This is a genomic window from Leucobacter sp. Ag1, assembly GCF_000980875.1.
Lineage (GTDB): Bacteria > Actinomycetota > Actinomycetes > Actinomycetales > Microbacteriaceae > Leucobacter > Leucobacter iarius.
In genome coordinates, this window is record NZ_LAYO01000068.1 from 1 (window position 1) to 22,143 (window position 22,143).

General features: G+C 72.6%; 22 protein-coding genes and 1 pseudogene. 4 read left to right on the forward strand and 19 right to left on the reverse strand.

The features are described 5' to 3' along the window. The 10 genes and pseudogenes from XM48_RS02755 to XM48_RS02800 form a co-directional block, all read right to left on the reverse strand. Positions 1-462, reverse strand: a pseudogene (locus XM48_RS02755) (hypothetical protein); the annotation flags it as partial. After that, positions 459-1,094, reverse strand: coding sequence for an ABC transporter ATP-binding protein (locus XM48_RS02760; protein ID WP_231580780.1), 636 nt, complete (start codon positions 1,092-1,094; stop codon positions 459-461). The pseudogene XM48_RS02755 and the gene XM48_RS02760, both read right to left, overlap by 4 nt. After that, positions 1,091-1,513: a phage holin family protein gene (locus XM48_RS02765; protein WP_156174910.1), complete on the reverse strand. Its 423-nt coding sequence runs from the start codon at positions 1,511-1,513 to the stop codon at positions 1,091-1,093. Before XM48_RS02765 ends, XM48_RS02760 begins: the two co-directional genes overlap by 4 nt. Before the next feature lie 96 nt (positions 1,514-1,609). Then, positions 1,610-2,791, reverse strand: coding sequence for an AI-2E family transporter (locus XM48_RS02770; RefSeq protein ID WP_052961252.1), 1,182 nt, complete (start codon positions 2,789-2,791; stop codon positions 1,610-1,612). Positions 2,792-2,890: 99 nt separating this feature from the next. Further along, the gene (thrC, locus tag XM48_RS02775; RefSeq protein WP_046454261.1) at positions 2,891-4,318 is read right to left on the reverse strand and encodes a threonine synthase; all 1,428 of its coding nucleotides are present in this window, start codon (positions 4,316-4,318) and stop codon (positions 2,891-2,893) included. Between the two features lie 179 nt (positions 4,319-4,497). Continuing rightward, the gene (gene pepN / locus XM48_RS02780) at positions 4,498-7,080 is read right to left on the reverse strand and encodes an aminopeptidase N (protein WP_046454262.1); all 2,583 of its coding nucleotides are present in this window, start codon (positions 7,078-7,080) and stop codon (positions 4,498-4,500) included. A gap of 32 nt (positions 7,081-7,112) precedes the next feature. Then, positions 7,113-8,621: a GuaB1 family IMP dehydrogenase-related protein gene (locus XM48_RS02785; protein ID WP_046454263.1), complete on the reverse strand. Its 1,509-nt coding sequence runs from the start codon at positions 8,619-8,621 to the stop codon at positions 7,113-7,115. 47 nt (positions 8,622-8,668) lie between these two features. Next, positions 8,669-9,607, reverse strand: coding sequence for a TAXI family TRAP transporter solute-binding subunit (locus tag XM48_RS02790; protein ID WP_046454264.1), 939 nt, complete (start codon positions 9,605-9,607; stop codon positions 8,669-8,671). After that, positions 9,604-10,971: a HAMP domain-containing sensor histidine kinase gene (locus tag XM48_RS02795; RefSeq protein WP_046454265.1), complete on the reverse strand. Its 1,368-nt coding sequence runs from the start codon at positions 10,969-10,971 to the stop codon at positions 9,604-9,606. The genes XM48_RS02790 and XM48_RS02795 overlap by 4 nt, the downstream gene beginning before the upstream one ends. After that, the gene (locus XM48_RS02800; protein ID WP_046454266.1) at positions 10,968-11,621 is read right to left on the reverse strand and encodes a response regulator transcription factor; all 654 of its coding nucleotides are present in this window, start codon (positions 11,619-11,621) and stop codon (positions 10,968-10,970) included. The genes XM48_RS02795 and XM48_RS02800 overlap by 4 nt, the downstream gene beginning before the upstream one ends. Positions 11,622-11,812: 191 nt before the next feature. On the opposite strand from XM48_RS02800, the gene XM48_RS02805 reads away from it, so the two are divergent. Together XM48_RS02805 and XM48_RS02810 are read left to right on the forward strand one after the other, a co-directional pair. Beyond that, complete coding sequence (locus XM48_RS02805) at positions 11,813-13,183, forward strand: MFS transporter (protein ID WP_084820908.1); 1,371 nt, start codon at positions 11,813-11,815, stop codon at positions 13,181-13,183. Positions 13,184-13,244: 61 nt separating this feature from the next. Continuing rightward, positions 13,245-14,156 carry a hypothetical protein gene (locus tag XM48_RS02810; RefSeq protein ID WP_084820910.1) on the forward strand — a complete coding sequence of 304 codons (912 nt, stop codon included), beginning with the start codon at positions 13,245-13,247 and terminating at the stop codon, positions 14,154-14,156. Here the strand turns inward: XM48_RS02810 and XM48_RS02815 are convergent. From XM48_RS02815 to XM48_RS18415, 3 genes are all read right to left on the reverse strand, one after another. Continuing rightward, the gene (locus XM48_RS02815; RefSeq protein WP_231580781.1) at positions 14,153-15,409 is read right to left on the reverse strand and encodes a sensor histidine kinase KdpD; all 1,257 of its coding nucleotides are present in this window, start codon (positions 15,407-15,409) and stop codon (positions 14,153-14,155) included. The two genes, XM48_RS02810 and XM48_RS02815, sit on opposite strands and share 4 nt — an antisense overlap. Next, positions 15,409-16,170 (reverse strand): response regulator transcription factor, encoded by a 762-nt coding sequence (locus XM48_RS02820; protein WP_046454279.1) that lies wholly within the window; start codon positions 16,168-16,170, stop codon positions 15,409-15,411. Before XM48_RS02820 ends, XM48_RS02815 begins: the two co-directional genes overlap by 1 nt. Positions 16,171-16,289: 119 nt before the next feature. Further along, positions 16,290-16,541, reverse strand: coding sequence for a hypothetical protein (locus tag XM48_RS18415; protein WP_231580782.1), 252 nt, complete (start codon positions 16,539-16,541; stop codon positions 16,290-16,292). On the opposite strand from XM48_RS18415, the gene XM48_RS18420 reads away from it, so the two are divergent. Beyond that, positions 16,516-16,821, forward strand: a complete 306-nt coding sequence (locus XM48_RS18420; RefSeq protein WP_231580783.1) for a DM13 domain-containing protein — start codon at positions 16,516-16,518, stop codon at positions 16,819-16,821. The two genes, XM48_RS18415 and XM48_RS18420, sit on opposite strands and share 26 nt — an antisense overlap. Continuing rightward, positions 16,818-17,336: a hypothetical protein gene (locus XM48_RS02830; RefSeq protein WP_046454269.1), complete on the forward strand. Its 519-nt coding sequence runs from the start codon at positions 16,818-16,820 to the stop codon at positions 17,334-17,336. The genes XM48_RS18420 and XM48_RS02830 overlap by 4 nt, the downstream gene beginning before the upstream one ends. A 52-nt stretch (positions 17,337-17,388) precedes the next feature. Here XM48_RS02830 and XM48_RS02835 read toward each other — a convergent pair whose 3' ends face one another. The 6 genes from XM48_RS02835 to XM48_RS17765 form a co-directional block, all read right to left on the reverse strand. Next, positions 17,389-17,820: a DoxX family protein gene (locus XM48_RS02835; RefSeq protein ID WP_046454270.1), complete on the reverse strand. Its 432-nt coding sequence runs from the start codon at positions 17,818-17,820 to the stop codon at positions 17,389-17,391. A 219-nt stretch (positions 17,821-18,039) separates the two neighbouring features. After that, positions 18,040-18,234 (reverse strand): hypothetical protein, encoded by a 195-nt coding sequence (locus XM48_RS02840; RefSeq protein WP_046454271.1) that lies wholly within the window; start codon positions 18,232-18,234, stop codon positions 18,040-18,042. Further along, a complete protein-coding gene (locus tag XM48_RS02845) occupies positions 18,231-18,950 on the reverse strand; it encodes a DsbA family protein (RefSeq protein ID WP_046454272.1) in 720 nt (239 codons plus the stop codon). The genes XM48_RS02840 and XM48_RS02845 overlap by 4 nt, the downstream gene beginning before the upstream one ends. Before the next feature lie 28 nt (positions 18,951-18,978). Then, positions 18,979-19,713 (reverse strand): DsbA family oxidoreductase, encoded by a 735-nt coding sequence (locus tag XM48_RS02850; protein ID WP_052961254.1) that lies wholly within the window; start codon positions 19,711-19,713, stop codon positions 18,979-18,981. Positions 19,714-19,752: 39 nt separating this feature from the next. Then, entirely contained in the window at positions 19,753-21,156 is a 1,404-nt protein-coding gene (locus XM48_RS02855) for a hypothetical protein (protein ID WP_046454273.1), read from the reverse strand. Positions 21,157-21,194: 38 nt separating this feature from the next. Next, positions 21,195-22,124 carry a 4-(cytidine 5'-diphospho)-2-C-methyl-D-erythritol kinase gene (locus XM48_RS17765; protein WP_046454282.1) on the reverse strand — a complete coding sequence of 310 codons (930 nt, stop codon included), beginning with the start codon at positions 22,122-22,124 and terminating at the stop codon, positions 21,195-21,197. Positions 22,125-22,143: the final 19 nt, after the last annotated feature.

The following is a 22,143-nucleotide window of genomic DNA, read 5'->3' on the forward strand; positions in this document are numbered from 1 at the left end:
GGCGCCGACCGCGATGGCGGGCGCCCACGCGGCGGGAGGCGCGGTCGCGATGCCGAATACGCCTCCGCCGATCGCCCCCAGCGCGGCCGACGCCACGAACGTGCGGAGCACCGTCGGGGCGAGCAACCGGGCCCGCGACCCGGGCCCCGAGAGCACCAGGTCGATCTCGGGCAGCGACGCGGAGGCGGGTCCGCGCTGCGCACCGAGCAGCGCGCAGGCGGCGAGCACCGCGCAGACCGCGACGCCGGCGACGCCCGCCCCCGAGCCGCCGAGTCCCGGCCAGGCGTCCGCGAGCGCGAGCGTCGCGGCGCGCAGCACGGGCGCCACGACCACCAGCAGGGTCATCACGACGAGGTAGGCGCGGTACACGACGCCGTCGTCCGAGGATCGCGTCGCACGGCGAGCGAGGATCGCGCGCGCACGCGCACGGGATCCCTCGCCCGGGACGGAGCGCGGGCTCATTCCCCGACCCGCACCCGGCGGTCGGCGATGCGCTCCACGAGCTCCGGATCGTGGCTGGCGCAGGCCACCGCCGTCCCGCGCTCGCGAGCTTCGAGGATCGCCTCCGCGAGCAACCCCCGGCGGTCCGCATCGAGGCGCTGCTCGGGTTCGTCGAGCAGCAGGACCTCGGCCGGTCGCGCGAACACCAGCGCCAGGTGCGCGAGCTGCCGCTGCCCGCTCGACAGCTCGTGCGGGAAGCGGTCGCGGAGCGCGCCGAGCTCGAACCGCGCGAGCGCGTCCTCGACGGGTCCCGCATCGTCCCAGAGCGCCGTCACCAGCGCGAGGTGGTCGGAGATCGTGAGGTCCGGATAGAGTGCGGGCGGCTCGATCAGCATCGCCATCGCCCGCCGTGTCGCGGCCTCGCGCTCGTCCACCGGCCTGCCGCGCAGCAGCACGCGTCCGCCGCTCGGACGCACCCGGCCCGAGAGCAGCCGCAGGAGCGTCGTCTTGCCCGCGCCGTTCGGCCCGAGCAGCGCGATGCACTCCCCCGCGTCGATCGCGACCGAGGTCTCGGGCAGCAACGTCGCGCCGTCGACGACGAGCGACGCGCGCTCCGCGACGAGCAGCACCCCGCCCGTACCCGCGGGACTCACCGGCGCTTCGCCTCCCGACGATCGAGCAGACGGTCCTCCTCGCGGCGCTTCAGCCACCGCTCGACGATCACGCCCATGATGATCCAGCCGCCGAGGGCGGTCACCACCCAGACGATGATGGGTGCGGCGATCCACGCGGTCGCGCCGTCGATCGTGATCCCGCCGTGGAACAGCGTCGCGATCCAGAGCGCGAGGAACGTCGAGACGATCCCGATGCCGCCGAGCACCGCGGAGGCGTAGCGGCGGGCCAGGTTGAACACGAACGGCGCGAGGATCGCCTGGGCGAGCGCGAGCACGCCGACCGCGACGAGGAAGCCGCCGAGCTGCAGGTGCACGCCGTCGACGACCAGCGAGGCGACGATGAGCGCCACCGCGGCGAGCACCAGGTTCGATGCCAGTCCCAGCAGGAATCGGATCATGGACGCGTCTCCTTCGAAGTGTCTGCGGGCGTGGCCGCTGTCGTGGCCTCAGCGTATCGGAACCGGCGATGCGCCGGCCCGACCGGCCGGAGCCGCTCAGCGCGTGTTCGGGCGCGCCCACCGCGCCGGGAGGGACGGACCGTCCCAGACCTGGATGATGCCCCAGGCGACCGCCGCGATCGGTACGGCGAGCACTGCCCCGAGCACGCCGCTCAGCACCGTACCGATGGTCAGCGCGAGCAGGATCACGAGTGCGTGCAGCTTGAGCGTGCGGCCCATGAGCACGGGCTGCAGCAGGTTGCCCTCGAGCTGGTTCACGAGCACCACCACGCCGACGACGATCACGGCCGAGATCGGGCCGTTCGCGACGAGGGCGACGAGCGCCGCCAGGGTGCCGCCGAGGGTCGCCCCGATGAACGGGATGAACGACAGCAGGAAGGTGAGGACCGCGAGCGGCAGCGCGAGCGGGACGTGCAGGATCACGAGGCCGATGCCGATGCCGATCGCATCGACCGCGGCCACCGCGGCCGTGCCGCGGACGTAGGAGCCGAGGGTCACGACGGCCTTGTCGCCGATGCGCTCGGCGCGCGCGAGCGCCTCGCCGCGGAAGGGGCGCAGCAGGAAGCGCCAGATGACCGCGCCGTCCTTGAGGAAGAAGAACAGCACGACGACCATGAGGATGAGCCCCGTCACGAAGCTCGCGACCGCGCCCACGCCCGCGAGGGCGCCCGATCCGAACTCGGCGCTGGTCGCGAAGTGCACGAGCGCGTCGCGCCACTGGAGCAGCTGCTCGGAACTCGGAGCGAACGGCAGGGTCTGCACCCAGGCCGCGGCCTGGGCGTAGCCCTCGATGGCCTGATCCGAGAGATCGTCCCACTGGTCGATGACCGCCCAGGTGATCATCCAGCCGATCCCGGTGAGGATCAGGACGATGCCGAGCAGCACGATGACGGTCGCGAGCGCGGGCGGCAGATTGCGGGCCCGCAACCAGCGCATCACGGGAGCGAAGGTGCTCGCGAAGATGAGCGCGAGCAGGATCGGGATCACGACCGTGCTGAGCACGCGCAGGCCGAGCACGACCCCGGCGGTGAGCACAAGCACGATGATGATCTGCAGCGCACGCGTGGCGAGCAGACCGAAACCGTCGCCCCAGGCGGCCCGTGCCGCCGTCGCAGCGCGGCTCAGCGACGGCCGCCTCGATGACTCGGGCTCCGGCAGCCTCGATTCGAGGTCGGCGATGCGCCCCTCGAGTTCCCGTCGTTCGCGGCGGCCGAACATCACCCTGCCCTTCGTCGGTGGACCTGTGGTCCCCCAGCGTAGGCGGCACCGCCGACACCGCGGCGGCGCCTCGCCCGGCCGCCGCGGATCGGTCGCGGATCAGGCGGTGGCGCGCTCCGCGATGAAGGCGCGCAGCGCCTCGGCGTCGTCGGCCATCTCGGTGACGTGCTGCGGCAGCTCGAGCATCGCGGCGAGATCCGCCGGAAGCGGAGCGGCGGAGCCGAGCGCCTCGACCACGATCTCGGGGAACTTCGCGGGCTTCGCGGTCTCGAGCACGAGCATCGGCACGCCGGCTTCCTGGTGCTCGCGCGCCACCTTCACGCCGTCTGCGGTGTGCGGGTCGATGGTGACACCGGTCGCCTCGTGCACGGCGCGGATCGTCGCGACGCGGTCGGCGTGGGTGCTCGTGCCGCTCGCGAAGCCGAACTCGTCGGCGAACCGGGCCTGCTCGTGCGAGAGGTCGAACTCGCCGCGCTCGGACAGCTCGGTCCAGAGCCCGCGCAGTCGATCCGCGTCGCGCCCGACGAGTTCGAAGATGAAGCGCTCGAGGTTCGATGCTTTCGAGATGTCCATCGACGGGCTCGAGGTCGCGTGCGTGTTCGCCGCGCTGCGGGGGCGGTAGACGCCGGTGCGGAAGAAGTCGTCGAGCACGTTGTTCTCGTTCGCGGCGAGCACGAGGCGGCGCAGCGGAACGCCGAGCTGCTTCGCGTACCAGCCCGAGAGGATGTTGCCGAAGTTGCCCGACGGAACCGTGATCGAGATCTCGAAGCCGGCGCGCTGCTCGGGCGCGACCGCATCGCTCGCGCGCAGCCACGACCACACGTAGTAGACGGTCTGCGCGGTGATGCGGCCGAGGTTGATGGAATTGACGGTGCCGAGCTGGTGCTGCTGCTTGAACGCGAGGTCGCCCGAGAGCTCCTTCACGAGGTTCTGGCAGTCGTCGAAGACGCCCTCGACCGCGATGTTGTGGATGTTGTCGTCGGTCAGCGAGTACATCTGCGCCCGCTGGAACGCGCTCATGCGCCCCTGCGGCGACAGCATGAAGACCGCGACGCGATCCTTGCCGCGCAGCGCGTACTCGGCGGCCGAGCCGGTATCGCCCGAGGTGGCGCCGAGCACGTTGAGCGCGCGGCCGGTGCGGGCGAGCACGTACTCGAGCGACTGCCCGAGGAACTGCATGGCCATGTCCTTGAAGGCGAACGTGGGCCCCTCGGACAGGCCGACGAGCGTGATGCCGCCATCGAGTTCGGTGAGCGGGACGACGCCCTCGGTCGGGAAGTTCTCGGCGGAGTACGCCGCCCGGCACATCGCCTCGAGGTCGGCGCGCGGGATGTCGGTCGCGAAGCGCGAGATCACCTCGGTCGCGAGGCCCGCGTAGTCGAGGCTGCGCCACGACTCGAGCGTCGCGGCGTCGACGCGCGGCAGCTCGGCCGGCACCACGAGACCGCCGTCGGGCGCGAGGCCCTCGAGCAGGATCGCGCTGAACTCCGACGGTTCGAGGCCGCCGCGGGTCGAAATGAACTGCACGTTCGCTCCTTGTGCTCCGGGTCCCCGACTGGGGATCACGTTCTATTGTTCCAGACGTTCACCCGTCATCCCACGCGAGCTTGCGAGTCGCGGGATGACGGTGGATCCTGCGACTCCTTCGTCGCGCAGGATGACGAGAGGGCCGGCGCGCGGGATGACGAGGAGGCCGTCGGCCGGCGTTACGCCGACTGGGCGGCGCGCACGCGGATGCGGCGCGCCAGGCGGTCGCGCTGCTCGATCACGAGCCGGCGCAGCGAGCCCGGCGCATCCGCGTTGGCGTCGAGCCAGGCGTCGACGGCGTCCGTGTTCGGGGCCTCGGGGAACAGTCCGAGCACGAGCCGCTTCGCGATCTCGATGCTGCGGGTCTGCCAGGCGGGCAGGATCCGCGCGAAGTACCCGTTCTCGGGGTCGGACGGCAGCTCGCCGAGCAGTTCGTCGCGTCCGCCGGCGCGTGCGCCCGCGATGGTCGCGTCGAGATGCTCGTTGCTGAGCTCCAGGTCGTTCCAGGCGCGCTCCCACGCCGCGAGGCGCACCTCGGCGTCGGGCACCGAGGCGCGGGCCCGCACCGCCCAGGCACGACCGCTGCCCGTGTCGTCGCTCGCCAGCTGCGTCGCGATCTCGGCTTCCCCCGCGTGGCCCGTGGCGACGAGCGCGGTGAGCAGCCGCCACCGCAGGTCGGCGTCGAGCGCGAGACCGAGCGGCACCGCGTCCTCGTGCCCGCGCATGATGTCGGCGACCCGCTCGGACTCCGAGCCGTCGCGTTCGGCGGCCGCGGCGAACGCCCGCGCCCAGACCAGCTGGGAACCGCTGCCGTGCTCCGCCGCGTCGAGCTGCTGCAACGCGAGCTCCAGCTGCGCCCACTGGGCGTCGACCCGGTGCTCGGCGCGCACGTAGCTGCGCACGGCGAGCGCGGCGTTGCCGAGCACCGTCTCGAGCAGCCCGACGTTGCGCTCGGCGCCCGCGTGCTTCGCCACGATGGCGAGGAACTCGCGCGCCGGCAGCTCGCCGTCCCGCGTCGCGTTCCAGAGCGCCGACCAGACGAGGCCGCGCGCGAGCGGGTCGTCGATGGCCGAGAGGTGGCCGGTGACCGCCGCGCGCGCGGGTGCGTCGAGGCGGACCTTCGCGTAGCTCAGGTCCTCGTCGTTCAGGATCCAGAGGTCGTACGCCCGGAGCAACTTCGGGTCGACCGGCAGCGGGGTCTCGGCGTCGACCAGGTCGAGCTCGACACGCTCGCGTCGGATCATGGCACCGGAGTTCGGGGCGAGCGCGTAGCCGCCGACCGCGATGCGGTGCGGGCGCGGGTCGCTCATCAGGATCCGGGCGCCCGGCTCCTCCGCCGCATCGGATCCGCGATCCAGTTCGAGCGTCGACAGGCCGGTGGTCTCGAGCCAGGCTGCGGACCATGCGCGGAGGTCGCGGCCGGAGGCCTCTTCGAGCGCGACGAGCAGGTCGTTCAGCTCGGTGTTGCCGTAGGCGTGATCCGCGAAGTAGCGGCGGGCCCCGGCGAAGAAGGCGTCCTCCCCTACGAAGGCGACGAGCTGCTTCAGCACGGCCGCGCCCTTCGCGTAGGTGATGCCGTCGAAGTTCAGCTTGGCGGCCTCGAGATCGGGGATATCGGCGACGATGGGGTGGGTGGTCGGCATCTGATCCTGCTCGACGGCCCACGCCTTGCGGCGGTTCGCGAAGGTCACGAACGCGTCGGTGAAGCGCGTGGCCCGCGACGCGGCGAACGCGCCCATGAAGTCTGCGAACGATTCCTTGAGCCACAGGTCGTCCCACCAGCGCATCGTCACGAGGTCGCCGAACCACATGTGCGCCATCTCGTGCAGGATCGTGTTCGCACGGCCCTCGCGCTGCGACTCGGTCGCGGCACCGCGGAACACGTAGGACTCGGTGAAGGTCACGAGCCCCGGGTTCTCCATCGCGCCGAGGTTGTACTCGGGCACGAAGATCTGGTCGTAGACGCCCCAGGGGTAGTCGAAGCCGAAGCGCTCGTGGAAGAAGTCGAGGCCCTGCTTCGTGACCTCGAGGATCTCGTCGGCGTCGAGGTGCTCGGCGAGCGAGGCGCGGCAGTAGACGCCGAGCGGGATCTCGAGGCTGCCGTCGCCCTTGGTCCAGGAATCGCGGACGCCGAAGTACGGCCCGGCGGCGACGGCCGTGATGTAGCTCGAGATCGGCTTGGTCGGGGCGAACTCGATCGCGGCGCCCGGCGCGTGCTCGCCCGCGGGGACCGTGTTCGAGAGCACGGTCCAGGCCTCGGGCGCCCGCACCGAGAACGCGGTCTCGGCCTTCAGATCGGGCTGCTCGAAGCAGGCCATCACCCGGCGGGCGTCGGCCGGCTCGTACTGGGTGTAGAGGTAGGTCTCGCCGTCGGCCGGATCCACGTAGCGGTGCAGCCCCTCGCCGCTGCGGCTGTAGACGCCGAGCGCCTCGACGCGCACCACCACCGCGGCGGCGGCATCGGACGTGCCGCCGAGGCCGCCGATCCGGATGCGCGCTCCGTCGTAGCGGACCGGCTGCTCGGTGCCGTTCACCTCGACCCGGCCCACGGAATCGCCGATGAAGTCGATCCAGGTGGCATCGGCGCGCGCGTCGAACTCGAGGGTGGTGACGGTCGGGAACACGGCGACGGCGGGGTCCGGCGCGGCCGTGACATCGAGCTCGACGCGGATCCGGTGCAGGTCGATCACCGCGGCGCGCTCGGCGGTCTCGGTGCGACCGAGATTCGCCGACGCGCTCGCGGAACGGAGTTCGGAAGTCATACCCCCATCGTGTCATGCCGCGGGGGCGGCGCTCACCACGAGACCGGAAGCGCCTTGCCCTCCTCGTACCCCGCGGCCGACTGCAGGCCCACGTGCGCGCGCTCGTGGAACTCGGCGACGCTGCCCGCGCCCGCGTAGGTGAACGACGACCGGACGCCCGAGGTGATCATGTCGACCAGGTCCTCGACGCTCGGCCGCTGCGGGTCGAGGTAGATCTTGGACGACGAGATGCCCTCGGCGAACAGTTCCTTGCGGGCGCGCTCGTAGGGGTCGAGGCCGCCGAAGCGCGCCTGCACCGCCTTCGTCGAGGCCATGCCCCAGGATTCCTTGTAGAGGCGTCCGCCCGGGTCGGCGACCAGCTCGCCCGGTGCTTCGATCGTGCCCGCGAACCAGGAGCCGATCATGATCGACGCGGCCCCGGCGGCGAGCGCGAGCGCGACGTCGCGCGGGTAGCGGACGCCGCCGTCGGCCCAGACGTGCGCGCCGAGCTCGCTCGCGGCCTCGGCGGTCTCGAGCACGGCCGAGAACTGGGGGCGTCCGACGGCGGTCATCATGCGGGTCGTGCACATGGCGGCGGGGCCGACGCCCACCTTGAGGATGGTGGCGCCGGCGTTCACGAGGTCGTGCACGCCGTCGGCGGTGACGATGTTGCCCGCTGCGACGGGGAGGCCGAGGTCGAGGTCGGCGATGGTGCGCAGCGCGCGGATCATGCCCTCCTGGTGCCCGTGAGCGGTGTCGACGACGAGCACGTCGGCGCCGGCGGCGGCGAGCGCCGAGGCCTTGCCCGCGACGTCGCCGTTGATACCGACGGCCGCGGCGACGGCGAGGCGGCCGTCGCGGTCGACGGCCGGGGCGTAGAGCGCGTTGCGCAGGGCGCTGCGCGAGGTGATCGTGCCGACGACGCGATCGCCCTCGAGCACGCAGAGGAGCGGGGTGCCGAGCGCTTCCTCGGCGGCGAGCACGGCGTCGAACGCCGCGCGGCCCTCGCCGAGTTCGGCGGCGGGGATGGTGGGGAGTTCGCCGCGCACGAGGTCGCCGAGCCGGGCGTCCTCGGGGACGCTGGCGAGGCGGTGCGCGGGGAGGATGCCGAGCACCTCGGCGACGGGGATCCCGACGGGCGCGCCGCTCGCGACCGCGGTGCCGTCGGCGTAGCGCTCGGCGTCGCCGCGGACGACGACCAGGCCGTGCTGTTCGCTCGGCGGCACGCGGCGCAGCGCGTCGGCTGCGGTGTCGCCGGCGCCGGCGACGATGGGGGCGTCGCAGGAGGCGGGGCGCTCCTTGACCCAGCGGATCGCCTCTTCGACGACGGGCAGCGGCGGATCCTGCGGGAGTACCGCGAGGCCGCCCCGGCGGGCGAGGGTCGCTGCGAGGCGCGGGCCCGAGACGGAGTTCATGTTGGCGGCGACGAGCGGGATCGTCGCCGGCGTCCCGTCGCCGGGCGCGAGGTCGACCGCGAAGCGGGACCCCACCGCGGAACGGCGGGGAATGAGGAAGACGTCGGAGTAGGTGAGGTCGCCCGTCGGCTGGCCGGAGATCTGCATGGTTCCACGCTACCCCGCCGGCCCCGGGGCGTCGGTGGGAATCCGGGTCAGCCCGCGCGTTCGCGGTAACGGCGCTTCGCCGCCAGGTGGAGCGGCAGGGTCCCGGTGTCGATGAGGCTCGCGCCGGTGAGGAACTGCACCCCGACGCTGCCCGCTGGGACGAGCGACGGCGCATCGTCGATCAGGGCATCGACGATCCCCTGCGCCGTCGCGTCGGCGAGTTCGGGCCGCGCGAGCAGGAGGTTGGGGATCCCGATCGTCGAGGTCGGATCCGGGATTCCGTAGACGCCCGCGGGTACCCGGGCCGGGAGGTACTGGCCCGGGTCGGCGGACGAGAGCCGCGCCAGCGCCGGATCGAGGTCGACGAGGGCGAGCGGTGTTCGCGCACCGAGCTCGGCGATCTTCGGAGTCGGGATCCCGCCGGACCAGAAGAAGGCGTCGATCCTGCCCGCCTCGAGCGCGCGCAGCGCGTCCTCCAGCGGGTGCTGGCCGAGCTCGGGCGGTTCGGGACCGTCGAGCAGTCCGGCTGCGCGGAGCACGCGACGGGTCGTGAGCGAGCTGCCGGAACCGGGAGCGCCGATGGAGACCCGCCGACCCGCGAGGTCGGCGAGGTCGGCGATCCGACGCGCGCCCACGTCGGCGCGCACGACGCACTGGAGGTAGTTCTGGTAGACCTGACCGATGGCGGCGAGCCCAGCCCCCTGCTGCTCGGCGGAATCGGCGAGCGCGAGCGCGAGGTCGGCATCCCCTCGCCTGAGCAGGGCGAGATTCTCGGCGCTGCCGTTGCTCGCGAGGACGTCCAACGCGATCCCGCGCCGCTCGAGCACGTCGCGCAGCAGCTCCCCGAACTGCAGGTAGAGCCCTCCGGGCTCCCCGCAGGCCATCCGGATCCGCGCCTCGGACGCCTCGTTCGCGCAGGCCGTCAGCGGGAGGGCGAGTCCGGCGGCGATCCCGAGCAGTGCGGCGCGTCTCGATACGGCCGTCATGCGCCGACCACCCGCACGCGGGCGAGCAGACCGCCCTCGGGTGCCCGGGAGACCTCGACGACCGCGCCGCCCGCCCGGGCCAGCTGCTCGACGATGGCGTACCCGAGGCCCGTCCCCGGCAGCGCACGATGGGTCTCGGAACGCCAGAACCGGGTGCCCACGCGAGCCAGCTCCGCCTCGGCGAGACCCGCGCCGGAGTCGGCGACGAGGAGCTCCGCGGGCGACTCGCGCACCTCCACGCGCACCCGCGCCCCGGGACCCGCATACTTGCAGGCGTTGTCGACCAGGATCTCGACGATCTCCTCGAGATCGCCGCGCCGGAACGGCAGCTCGACGTCGGAGCCGCTCGCGAGCACGTCGATCCCGGCATCTGCGAGAGCCCGACGGTAGGGCTCGACGAGCGCCGCGGCGGAGACCGTGCAGCGGACGCGGTCGGGCGAACGGCTCGGCTCCGAGCTCGCCCGGTGCTCCGCTTCGGCGAGCACGAGCATCCGGTCGACCGTGCGCTCGAGCCGGTCCAGGTCGCCCTCCACCGCTTCGGCCTCGGACCGCGACTCGGGATCGTCGCGCGGGAGTCCGTCGATCCGGAGCCGGATCGCCGCGAGCGGGTTGCGCAGCTGATGCGAGGCGTCGGCGACGAGCCCCCGCTGCTGCTCCAGCGCGTCCTCGACCTCGCCGGCCATCCGCTCGAACGAAGCCGCGAGGCGACGCAGTTCCGGCGGGCCCGTGACCGCGGCCGCATCGAAACCGCGGTGCTCCGAGACGGCCCGGGTCGCGGCATCGAGCGCCAGCACCGGTCGGATCACCCATCGGGTCCAGAGGTTCGAGGCGAGCAGCAGCGCGACGAGCAGCGCGGCACCGACGACGCCGGCGAGGATCCACCCGGACAGTACGTCCCGTTTCGCCGACGCCTGGTCGACACGGAGCACGACGGCGCCCTCGGCCGCGCTGCTGGCGGTCGCGATCGGCTGGGCGACGAGCGCCGAGTCCGGGCTCCAGGGCAGGACCGTGGGCAGCGTCCACTGCGGCAGACCGCGGAGGGCCGCGGTGACCGCGCGCTCGGTCGCGGCATCCCGCGGGATCCCGCCCGCCTCGGCGAGCCGCTCCCCCGAGCCGTCGACCACGAGCACCGCCTCGCCGTAGGTCGAATGGAAGCGCTCCAGGTAGCGCTGCAGGGTCGCGGGCGACCCGGTACCGCCGAGCACGGCCCGCGCCCGCTGCACCACCTGCTCGACGGCGCCCGTGCGCTGCAGCTGCAGCTGCTGCGTGCGCGCATCCGCGATCGCCGAACCGGTCGGCACGAGGATCGCGCAGACCGCGACGAGCCCCAGCACGAGCAGCGGGATCAGGACCCGGCGCCTCATGAGCCGGTTTCGAGCCGGAAGCCGATCCCTCGGATCGTCGTGATGGTGAGCATCGGCAGCTTCTGCCGCAGTTGCGCGAGGTGGACGTCGAAGGCCCGCGAGGTCGACACGTACCCGTCGCCCCACACCCGGTCGAGCAGGCTCTGCCGTTCGACCACCGTTCCGGCGTCGCGGGCCAGCTCCGTCAGCAGCGCGAACTCGGTCGGCGTCAGCGGGATCTCCGTCCCGTCCCGCGTGGCACGGTGCGCCGCCGCGTCCACGACGATCCCGCCCACCTCGATCCGCTCGGGAGCGGATCGCACGTAGCGCCGGGTCACCGCACCGAGACGCGCGAGCAGCTCGTGCAGCCGCACGGGCTTCACCAGGTAGTCGTCGGCGCCGAGACGCAGGGCCTGCACCGTGGATCGCTCGTCACCGCGCGCGGTCATGACGATCACCGGTACGGGACTGAGCTCCCGGAGGCGCCGGAGCGCCTCGAGCCCGTCCATGTCCTCCAGCCCGAGATCGAGCATGACGGCGTCCGCGGCAGCGTACTGCTCGAGCAGGTCGGCGCCCCGGGCCACCCGGTCGCAGCGGTGCCCGGCGCGGGTGAGCGCTGCCGCGAGGGCGGCCGACACCGACGGGTCGTCCTCGGCGACGAGAATACGCATGCTCCCCAGTATGCCCGGGCCGACGGCCGCTCGGCGGGGCGTCGTCGACACCGTGGGGAGAACCGCGCGATCCCGCGGCGCACGAGTGTAAAGGCCGCGTTAAGGAATCCCGCGGACCGCCGCCGCCGCGCCCAGAATGACCGAGTGCCCCTTCCGGGCGCGCACCCCGATTGATGACGATTGGACTGTCAATGTCAACGACGACGGCGACCTCGCCGACCATCAGGCGCTCCATCTCGAACACGCTCAAGGGCTCGGCGGGCAACCTCGTCGAGTGGTACGACGTCTACGTCTACTCCGTCTTCGCGAGCTACTTCGAGATGCAGTTCTTCCCCGCCGACGAGAAGAACTCGACGGTGTACGTGTGGGCGATCTTCGCCGTCACGTTCCTCATGCGCCCCCTCGGCTCCTGGTTCTTCGGCCGCTTCGCCGACCGCCACGGGCGCCGGCTGTCGCTCACCGTGTCGGTCTCGATGATGGCCGCCTGCTCCATGCTGATCGCGCTCTCCCCGACCGCGGGATCCGTCGGCGTCTGGGCGGTCGTGGTCCTCGTGTTCGCGCGGCTCCTGCAGGGCTTCGCCACCGGCGGCGAGTACGGCACGAGCGCGACCTACATGTCGGAGACGGCGATCGCGGGCCACCGCGGCTTCCTCTCCTCGTTCCACTACGTCACCCTCGTCGGCGGCCACGTGCTGGCCCAGCTCACCCTCATGATCATGGTCGTCACCATGCCCGCCGAGGAGATCGCGGCGTGGGGATGGCGCGTGGCCTTCGCCATCGGCGGCGTCGGCGCGCTCGTCGTCCTGTGGCTGCGGCGCACCATGGACGAGACCCTCGAGACGTCGACGCTCGAGGCCGTCCGCACCGGGCAGTCGCAGCGCTCCGGTTCGATGCGGGAGCTCCTGCTGCACCAGTGGCGCCCGCTGCTGCTCTGCTTCCTCGTGACCGCGGGCGGCACGGTCGCCTTCTACACCTACTCGGTCACCGGCCCGAGCATCGTCAAGAAGGCCTTCGCCGGGGACGACGTGCTCTCCGGCACGATCATCAACCTCGTCGCGCTCACGATCCTCATGCTGCTGCAACCGCTCGGCGGCTGGCTATCGGACCGCGTCGGGCGCAAGACGCTCCTCGTGTTCTTCGGGGTCGGCGGCGTGCTCTACACCTGGTTCCTGCTCACCGCCCTGCCCGCGCAGAACGACCCGGTGCTCGCCTTCGCGATCCTCGTCGTCGGGTTCGTGATCCTCACCGGCTACACCTCGATCAACGCGGTCGTGAAGGCGGAGCTCTTCCCCACCCACATCCGCGCGCTCGGCGTCGGATTCGGCTACGCGCTCGCGAACTCCGTGTTCGGCGGTACCGCTCCCCTGCTCTACCAGGCGGCGGGAGAGACGGGCCACGTGCCGCAGTTCATCATGTACGTCACCGGAGTGATCGCCGTCTCCCTCGTCGTGTACGTGTTCTTCCTCCGCAACAACGGAGCGAACTGGCTGGACGATGAGCGCGGCATGCGCGAGCGAGCCTCGTCCGAGCCGCGCCCCGCCCCGGTCGGGGCGGATCGCTGAAACCTCGTGGCCGGCGCCGTCGTTCCCCCGGGCGCCGGCCGCGACGGGCTATCGTGAGCCCATGCGCGTACTCGTGATCGGCCGCGGACCCGTGGCGCACTCGCTGCTCTCGGTGCTGCCCGAGGGCGTCGACGCCTGGGCCGGACTGCGGTCGGGGGCCGACCGGCTCGACGTCGCGATCGCCCCGGCCCGACGCGACGGGCACGGCGCAGTGCACCGCCGGAGCATCCCCGCGATCGAGGTCGCGGGAGGCGACGATCCGCCGGCCGGGTCGGTGCGCTGGGATGCCGTCATCACGACCGCTCCGCCGCACGCGGAGGATCTGGGCCGCGTGCTCGCGTCCTCGCCCGATGCGCTGCTCGCCGGCGTCTCGCAGGCCCCCTCGGACGTCATCGCGCTGCGCGCCGCCGCGGCGGGCCGCCGTTGGGGACTGCTGGTGCCCGAGTTCCTCGCGACGCGCGAGCGGCCGGTGCGGTGGTGGGGCCCGCTGGGGCTCGGCTTCGCCGTCGCCGGATCCGCAGCCCCGGGGCTGCGCGCGCTCATCGGCGTCGGTGCACGGACACATCGCACGGGAGTGCACGCGCTCCTGGAGCAGGCGGCGCTCGTGATCCCCGTAGTCGCCGGATTCCGCATCGGCGGGGAGACCTGGAGCGGGATGCTCGCCGAGGTGCCCGGCATCGCCGCGGCGTCGGTGCAGGCCCGTGCCGCGGTCTCGTCGCTGCGCCGCGCCCCGGGGTCACCGTTCCCGGCCGCGGCGGAGGTCGCGGCGCTGCGCTCCGGGCTGGCGGTGGCGCTGCGCGCGGCACCCGCGATCGCGCCGGTCGACCTCGAGGTCTACATGCGTTCGCACTTCGGTCACCACACCGGGCAGACGGTGCGCATGCTCGACGAGTGGCGCGCGATCGGCTCGGCCGGAGGCCTCGCGGTCGACGCGATCACGACGCTGCGGGATCGCTTCGCCGCGACGCTCTAGCGCTCGACCGAGGCCCCCGCCCGCACCGGCAGCTCCACGCTCACGCGGAACCCGGCATCCGTGTGCTCCGCGGTCACGTCGCCACCGTGCGCACGCGCGAGACCGCGCGCGATCGCGAGTCCGAGCCCGGATCCGGGTGCGATCGCAGCGCTCGCCGCATCGCCCGATCCGCCGCGCGACGCGCTCGCGCGCCAGCCGACGTCGAACATGCGGTCCAGGTCCTCGACCGCGACGCCCCCGCCCTGGTCGAGCACGCCGAGCACCACGCGCTCCCCGGGCAGCGCCGACACCGAGATCAGCACCGCCGTGCCTTCCGGCGCGTGGCGCACCGCGTTCGTGAGCAGGTTCGTGACGACCCTCCCGAGCTGATGCGGATCGGCCCAGACCGCCTGCCCGGCGACCTCGCGCGCGACGATCCGCACCCCTCGCTGCGCGGCGGCGACCCGCACTTCGGCCACCGCGTCCGAGACCACGTCGAGCAGATCGACCTGCTCGGTCTGCAGGCGGAGCGTCCCCGCTCCGAGCCGCGACAGTTCGAAGAGGTCATCGACGAGCCGCGACATCGAGACGGACTGCTCCCCCACACGCTCCGCGAATCCGCGGAGCTCCGCGGACGCTCCGGTGGAGGCCGCCGCCTCCGACATCGCGCGCAGCGCGGTGAGCGGGGTGCGCAGGTCGTGCGAGATCCACGCGAAGAACCGTCGCCGAGCCGAATCGAGGCGTTCGAGCTCCGCCCGCGCATCGCGCACGCGCGCGGAGACCTCCGCGAGCTCCCGGGTCAGTTCGGCGAACTCCGCGGCCTCGACCGCCCCCGCACGAGCGGGGCCCGGCTCGTGACCGGGCATGCCTCCGGATCCGGCAGGAGCCTCCGAGGGGGCCGCGGCCCCATCGCGCGCCGACGGTTCGCCGATGGCGCGGGCGGATTCCGTCGCCCGCGAGAACCCCCGCTTCACCAAACGCGCCAGCGCCCACGCGAGCCCGGCGCCGAACACGGTCGACACCCCGAGCACCCAGACCAGCACGGTGAGGTCGTGCGGCGACAGGTACATCTCGACGGAGATCGCGAGCACCGACACGGTCGTCGCGAGCAGCGCGGCGCAGGGCACGATCAGGAAGTGGACGAACAGGGGCCGGCCGCGGAGCAGCCGAAGCACGATGAGTGCGAGCGCCCCGACCGCGACCGCGCAGCCGAGCGCGGTGCCCGCGATCACGAGCACGTCCGCGATCCCGAGCGGCATCATCCCGGCGCCCATCAGTCCGCGGCCTCCGGCTCGCGTCCCGTCGCCGAGAAGCGGTACCCGGCACCCCACTCGGTGCGCAGGTACCGCGGATCCGCCGGATCGTGCTCGATCTTCTCGCGGAGTCTGCGCACGTGCACGGTCACCGTCGAGCGGTCGCCGAAGCTCCAGCCCCAGACCTCCGAGATCAGCAGATCCCGGTCGAGGACCCGGTCGGGGTGCCGCACGAGATAGCGCAGCAGATCGTACTCGCGGGAGGTCAGCAGCACTTCCGCGCCGCGGACCCACGCCCGGCGCTGCCCAGAGTCGATCTCGAAGTCGCCGACCGCGAATCGATCCACCGCGGCCGCCGCCGTCCGCGACCGCCGCGCGAGCGAACCGATCCGCAGGGTCAGCTCGCGCAGCGAGAACGGCTTCGCCAGGTAGTCGTCCGCGCCGAGTTCGAGCCCCTCGACCCGGTCCTCCGTTTCGGCGAGCGCCGTCAGCATGAGGATCGGGACCTGGCTGCGCGCACGCACCTCGCGGACGAGCTCGTCGCCGCTCAGGCCGGGGAGCATGCGATCGATCACGAGCACGTCGGCCCGCTCGCCCGCCGGCGCGGAGAGGATCGCCGTTCGCGCCGCGAGCCCGTTCGCGTGGACCCGCACCCGGTAGCCGTGCGCCCCGAGGTACTGCTCGACCGCTCCGCGCACCGTGGGGTCGTCCTCGACCAACTCGACGCGCACGTCGTCCGGGCCCGTGCCGAGCTGCGGTTCGTGCTGCGACGGTTCGCTCATGCGCGTCGCCTCCATCCGGGTCCTGCGGCGTCCATGGCCCGACCCTACCTCCGCCGGGTGGGCGCGGGCCCGGTTCCTTACGGCTCCGAAACATCCGGCCCCGCGAGCGGATCCGCTGCCTAGCGTCGGAAGCGTCCGTCGGCACCGGCGGACTCGTCGAACAGATGGGAGCGCATCATGCGCAGGATCGTCACCGCCTCACTCACCGTCCTCTCGGCCGCGGCACTCGCCGTGTCGCTGAGCGCCTGCAGCAGCGGGGCGAAGGACTCCATGTCGTCCGGCGACGCGAAGCCGAGCACGAGCTCCAGCCAGTCGACCACGCCGAGCGCCTCGAGCGATTCCGCGATGATGCGGAAGTCCGGCTCGTTCACCGGCTTGAACGGCAAGCAGGTCGCCGGCACGGTGGAGGTCACCGGCACCGAGCTCGTCCTCAGCGGATTCTCCTCCGACGAGGGGCCCGACCTGCACGTCTATCTGACCGACGGCACCGACGAAGCCGCGGTCGAAGCCGGTATGCGGATCGACGCCGTCAAGTTCGACTCGGCCGCGCAGAAGTTCACCCTCTCGGGCGTCGACCTGTCCCAGTACACCGACGTCGTGATCCACTGCGACAAGGCGAAGGCCGTGTTCGGGGCGGCGAAGCTCGCATGATCGAGGCCGCCGTCGCACGGAGGCCGACCGTGCTCGCGTCCGCCGTCCGGGCGGCGGCGGTCGCCGTCTCGGGCGCCCTCGCCATGCTCTGGGCGATCGAGGGTGTCGTCAAGGTGCGCGCCGGGTTCGGTGCGTCCGACATCCTCCTCGTCGCCGATGGTGCGGTGCGCAACACCCGGGTGCCGGAGTGGTTCGCTCCGATCGGGGCGCTGATGCGCGGGATCCCCGCGGTGTTCGGGGTCGGGATCCCGATGCTCGAACTGCTGCTGGGCGCCGTGTTCGCGGTGCTCGCGGTCGGCGGACTCCTCGCTCTGCTGCGCGTTCGAGGCGTCGCGCACCGTTCGCCGCGCCGGGTCACGACCGTCGCGGCCCTGGTCTCGGGCGGCACGCTCGCGCTGTACTGGACCTCGGATCAGCTGATCGCCCAGTACCCCGTGCTGCTCGTGCTCTCGCTGCTGCTGCTCGCGGTCGAGACGCTGACACCCTCGGCGGTCGTCGCGACCACCGAGGGCTGATCCGGGCCGGCGTTCGAGGCCCCTCCTTCGAACGCCGGCCGGGATCCTCGGCTCAGGCGAAGACCGCGGCCTTGCCGCGCAGCACCGCAGGGTCGAGAGCGAAACGGCCGGCCCCGGTGAGGGCGAGCGCGAGCGCCGCGGCCCCCAGCACCGCGACGAACTCGTAGCCGCCTGCGCCGACCCAGAGGCCGGCCGACAGGTGCACGAGCACCAGCGCACCGAGCATGTCGAGCGCCAGCAGCAGCGCGACCGGCCGGGTGAGCAGGCCGAGGATCAGCAGCACGCCGCCGATCAGTTCGAGGAACGCGATGAGCGGCGCGATGAGCGCCGGGAGCGGAGCCCCCATGCCGGCGAACGCGTCGACGGTTCCGGGGATGGTGTATTCGAAGATCTTCTGCGCGCCGTGTGCGGCGAATACGCCGCCGGCGACGATGCGCAGTACGAGAAGTCCGGCGTCTGCGGTGGGGCGTTTGGTGTTCGTCATGAGAGGAGTGGTTCCTTCGTGGCAGGACACCGCGGTGGCCGCGGCGCGGGACGTTCGCCCCGTACCGAAAACGCTAGGAACCGGACCTTGGGATGCACTGAACAGCGTTCGAAGAAGTCGTGTTATGACGCGCGTGCCCGTCCCGGAGGCGCCGTTTGGCGGGTACGCCGGATCAGCGGACGGCGCTGCCGCCCGCTGATCGGAGATCGGTGCCCGGGGTCAGACCGAGCAGCAGGACCCGCCGCAGCAGGACCCGCCCGCCGCCGCGTCGTCGCCGAGCAGGTTCAGGATCTCGCGCGATTCGGCATCGGCGAATCCGGCGGCGCCGAAGCCGCTCTCGAACGCCGCGTCCGCCGCGATCACGGCCGAGGCCGCCTCGTCGCTCAGCGCCGTCTCCTTGGTGGTGTCGCTCATCGCGCCTCCCCTTCGTTCGTCGAACCGTCGGAACCGTTCTCGCCCGCACCGTCGCCGCTGCGGCCCAACTGCAGGACCTGCCCCAGCACATCGGTGAAGACCTCGGCGCCCTGCGCACCGGGAACCGCGTACTTCTGGTCGAACAGGAAGAAGGGTACTCCGGTCACGCCCAGCATACGAGCGCGGGTGATGTCGCTGTCGACGGCGTCGCCGTAGGCGGGATCGTCGAGCGCCGCCCGCGCCTCGGCGCGGTCCAGCCCGGCCTCGGCGGCGAGGTCGGCGAGGCGCTCGGGATCCGAGAGGTCGAGCCCCTCCGAGAAGTAGGCGCGGAAGAGGCGTTCGAGCACGTCTGACTGCACCCCGCGATCCTTCGCGAGGTGCAGGATCCGGTGCGCGCGACGGGTGTTCACGTGCTGCAGGCGGTCGAAGTCGAAGGTCAGCCCCTCGCTCGCCGCCAGCTTGGTCATCTCGCCGAGCATCTCCTCGACCCGCGGCATCGGCATGCCCTTGTGCTTCGCGAGGAAGTCGTACTCGCTGCCCGAGAAGTCCTCGGGGGTGTCGGGGGCGAGCTCGTAGCTGTGGTGCTCCACGTCGACCCGCACTTCCGGGTTCGCCTCGGCGAAGGCCTCGAGCCCTCGGGCGAAGCGGTGCTTGCCGAGGAAGCACCACGGACAGGCGATATCGGACCAGACGTCGACGCGGATCGTTTCATTCACGACGGGTACAGCACGCCCCGGCGCCCGACTATTCCCTCGAATCCGACGAATCTCGGAACCCCGGAGCGCTCCGCTCCAGAATCGTTTCGAGGGCGCGCCGGAATTCGGGCTCCCCCGTCGCTCCCGGGATCGCGAACCGCGCGTTCAGCAGGTAATAGGGCGTGCCCTGGATCCCGAGCATTCCGGCCCGACGCTGCTCGAGGTCGATCACGGCGTCCCATTCGGGATCCTCCGCGGCCGCGCGGGCATCGGCCGCGTCGAGCCCGGCCTCCGCGGCGAGCGCCCCGAGCGTGTCGGGGTCCGCGAGGTCCCGATGCTCGGCGAAGTAGCCGACGAAGAGGCGGTCGAGCACCTCCTCGCCGATGCCGCGAGCGGCGCCGAGCTGGAACACTCGGTGCGCCCTGCGGGTGTTGACGAGGGGCAGCCCCTCGAAACGCATCTCGATCCCGGCTTCGGCCGCGAACCGCTCGAGCTCGGGCAGCATGCGCGCCGAGTGGTCGTCGGGCACGCCCTCGTACTGGCGCAGGTAGTCGCCCTCGGTCCCGGAGTAGCGGTCGGCGATCCCGGGCGCGAGCTCGAAGCTGCGGTGCCGCACGGTGACGGGCACGCCGGGATGATCCGCACGGAAACCCGCGACCGCGCGTTCGAAGCGACGCTTGCCGATGAAGCACCAGGGGCACCGGGTGTCGAACCACACGTCCGCAGCGATCCCCGGTGCCGCTCCGACGGGGCGGGGATCCGAATCGAGCGGTGACGCGGTCATGCCGGGTGCAACGCCGCCGGGATCCCGGGCATTCCCCGGCTACTCCGCTGCGGGGGCGGCACCGAGCGACGGAGCCGCGTTCCAGCGGGCGAGGAAGTCCTTCGCCTGGGACCGGTACGCCTCGTCGACGTCGCTCATCGCGATGCTCTCCGCCGCGGTGACGCACAGCGTGCGCACCGCCGACTCCTCGCCTTTCACGCAGACCCAGTCTCCCGACTGCGCGAAGGACTTGAGCACCGGAGCGAGCGCGGCGCGTTCGATCGGTCCCGCACCCTCGGCGAGCATCACGTCGATGCGCTCCCGCGCGGCATCGGCTCCCGCGACCGATCCCGTGGCCAGCAGCCGGTCGACGCCGGTCGCGCGCGGCGCGAGATCGGTCGGTGCGGCGAAGACTCCGATCGGAGATCCGGAGCCGCCGGATCCGAGGTCGCTGCCGTCGATCATCAGCGCGAGCGTTCGGAAGCCGGAGGCCTCCGGCACCGCGAGGAGCGCGGTCGCGACGGGAGCGAGCGCGGTCCTCGGTTTCAGGTGGAGCTGGAGCACCGCATCGTCGGTCCAGACGAAGTCGATGGTCTTCCGCGTCTCGGCGGGCAGCTTCGCGAGCGTCGCACGGGCGGCGTCCCCGCTCGCCCCGTCTCGGAGCTGCAGGGATCGGCTCTCGACGGTGAGCGTCATCGATCGGTCTCCGAGCGCCGCCTCCGCGGCCGCACGAGCCGGGGCCACGTCCGCTTCCTCGGCAACCTGCAGGTTCAGGGACTCGGGAGTCGCCTGCAGCACGGTGACGCGCGCCCGCAGGCCGACCATCGCCCGCACCCGCTGGGCGTCGGCGACCCAGGTGCCGCCCTGGTCGCCGTCGAGCGATACGCCGTCCACCGAGGAGATCTCGAGTGCGACCGGAGGCTCGCTCACCCGCTCCCGGAGCGGGTCGGGAGCCTCCGCGGCGAGCGCGAAGGCGCGCTCGGCGGTCGCAGTACGCGCGGTGAGCTTCGATCCGTCCCCGGACCGCACCTCGATCTCTGCCGAGACGATCCCCGTGTCGGCCCGCAGCTCGTTCGCCGCGGCGACGAACCGTGCGTTCCGCGCGCGGTTCGGGAGCACGCGCAGCGTCACGGTGTCGGCCGCGACCTTCAGGCTCACGCTCGCACCGTCGCGCTTCTCGCTCTCGAACGCGCCGATGCGGTCGACGAGCGCCGAGAGATCGTCGTCGCTCAGGCCGGGCTTGGCGGTGACGGTGCCGTCGACCGACCCGATCCAGGGCAGGGTGTTCAGGCTGGTGAGGTCGACCGACTCCACCGCGGGATCGCTCCGGAACTCGCGCTCGGTCGCCTGCCTGCCCGCGGTTCCGGCGTCCACCGAGCCGCAGCCGGTCAGCGCGACCGCGGCGAGGATCGCGGCCGCGGACGCGAGGATCCATCGCGCCCGGGTTCCGGTGGTGGATCGCATGCTGGGCCTCGTCTCGTGCCGGTCCGGTTCCGGACCGCTCAGTCGATCCGGCGCGCGCCGGGCACGGGACCGGTCGCGGTGAGGGTTCGGACTCCGGCTCGCGCGAGCACCGCCTGGAGCTCGGCCGATGCGACCGCGTCGGAGACGAGGAACGCGACGGTCGGCCCCGATCCCGAGACGATGCCGGCGAGCGCGCCGCGCGACTCCCCCAGCTCGAGCAGCTCGGAGAGCTCGGGAGCCAACCGGAACGCCGCGGCCTGCAGGTCGTTGTGCATCGCGTCGGCGAGCGACCCGGCATCGCCGGATCGCACGGCCTGCAGCACGGCGGTGTCGACGCGCACCTGCTCGGGCGTCGGCACGATGTCGGCCGAGTGCTCGTCGCGGTGCTGGTCGAGGGTCCGGTAGACGAGCGGGGTCGAGAGCCCGCCGTCGGATAGCGCGAGCACCCAGTGGAAGGATCCCTTGGCGAGGGCCGCGCTCAGCTCGTCGCCCCGGCCGGTGCCGACCGCGGTGCCGCCCTCGAGCGCGAACGGCACGTCGGCGCCGAGCGACGCCGCGAGCGGCAGCAGTCCGGCTCGGCCGAGGCCGGTCCCCCAGAGTTCATCGCAGGCGAGCAGCGTGGCCGCCGCATCGGCGGATCCGCCGCCCATGCCGCCCGCGATCGGCACGCGCTTGTGCACGGTCAGGGCAACGCCCCGGCCCGCCCCCGTGCGCTCGGCGAGCAGCTTCGCCGCACGGATCGCGAGGTTGGAGTCGTCGGTACGCAGCGTGCTGGTGTCGATGGGGCCGGTGAACCGCACCGAGAAGTCGTCAGCGGGCGTCGCGGTGACCTCTTCGTAGAGCGAAACCGCCTGGTAGAGCGACGCGACGTCGTGGTAGCCGTCGTCCTGCAGCGCCCCGACGCGGAAGAAGACGTTGATCTTGCCAGGCGCCCGGACCGTTACCGTCTGCGTCTGCCTCGTCCCCATGTGATTACGCTTGCGCACC

Excerpts from the sequence above, each read along its gene's own strand:
- XM48_RS02765 (WP_156174910.1), bottom strand. The coding sequence starts at position 1,513 with ATGATCCGATTCCTGCTGGGACTGGCATCGAACCTGGTGCTCGCCGCG.
- XM48_RS02770 (WP_052961252.1), bottom strand. The coding sequence starts at position 2,791 with ATGTTCGGCCGCCGCGAACGACGGGAACTCGAGGGGCGCATCGCCGAC.
- pepN (WP_046454262.1), bottom strand. The coding sequence starts at position 7,080 with ATGACTTCCGAACTCCGTTCCGCGAGCGCGTCGGCGAATCTCGGTCGC.
- XM48_RS02785 (WP_046454263.1), bottom strand. The coding sequence starts at position 8,621 with ATGCAGATCTCCGGCCAGCCGACGGGCGACCTCACCTACTCCGACGTC.
- XM48_RS02790 (WP_046454264.1), bottom strand. The coding sequence starts at position 9,607 with ATGACGGCCGTATCGAGACGCGCCGCACTGCTCGGGATCGCCGCCGGA.
- XM48_RS02795 (WP_046454265.1), bottom strand. The coding sequence starts at position 10,971 with ATGAGGCGCCGGGTCCTGATCCCGCTGCTCGTGCTGGGGCTCGTCGCG.
- XM48_RS02800 (WP_046454266.1), bottom strand. The coding sequence starts at position 11,621 with ATGCGTATTCTCGTCGCCGAGGACGACCCGTCGGTGTCGGCCGCCCTC.
- XM48_RS02805 (WP_084820908.1), top strand. The coding sequence starts at position 11,813 with ATGTCAACGACGACGGCGACCTCGCCGACCATCAGGCGCTCCATCTCG.
- XM48_RS02810 (WP_084820910.1), top strand. The coding sequence starts at position 13,245 with ATGCGCGTACTCGTGATCGGCCGCGGACCCGTGGCGCACTCGCTGCTC.
- XM48_RS02815 (WP_231580781.1), bottom strand. The coding sequence starts at position 15,409 with ATGGGCGCCGGGATGATGCCGCTCGGGATCGCGGACGTGCTCGTGATC.
- XM48_RS02820 (WP_046454279.1), bottom strand. The coding sequence starts at position 16,170 with ATGAGCGAACCGTCGCAGCACGAACCGCAGCTCGGCACGGGCCCGGAC.
- XM48_RS18420 (WP_231580783.1), top strand. The coding sequence starts at position 16,516 with ATGATGCGGAAGTCCGGCTCGTTCACCGGCTTGAACGGCAAGCAGGTC.
- XM48_RS02830 (WP_046454269.1), top strand. The coding sequence starts at position 16,818 with ATGATCGAGGCCGCCGTCGCACGGAGGCCGACCGTGCTCGCGTCCGCC.
- XM48_RS02835 (WP_046454270.1), bottom strand. The coding sequence starts at position 17,820 with ATGACGAACACCAAACGCCCCACCGCAGACGCCGGACTTCTCGTACTG.
- XM48_RS02840 (WP_046454271.1), bottom strand. The coding sequence starts at position 18,234 with ATGAGCGACACCACCAAGGAGACGGCGCTGAGCGACGAGGCGGCCTCG.
- XM48_RS02850 (WP_052961254.1), bottom strand. The coding sequence starts at position 19,713 with ATGACCGCGTCACCGCTCGATTCGGATCCCCGCCCCGTCGGAGCGGCA.
- XM48_RS02855 (WP_046454273.1), bottom strand. The coding sequence starts at position 21,156 with ATGCGATCCACCACCGGAACCCGGGCGCGATGGATCCTCGCGTCCGCG.
- XM48_RS17765 (WP_046454282.1), bottom strand. The coding sequence starts at position 22,124 with ATGGGGACGAGGCAGACGCAGACGGTAACGGTCCGGGCGCCTGGCAAG.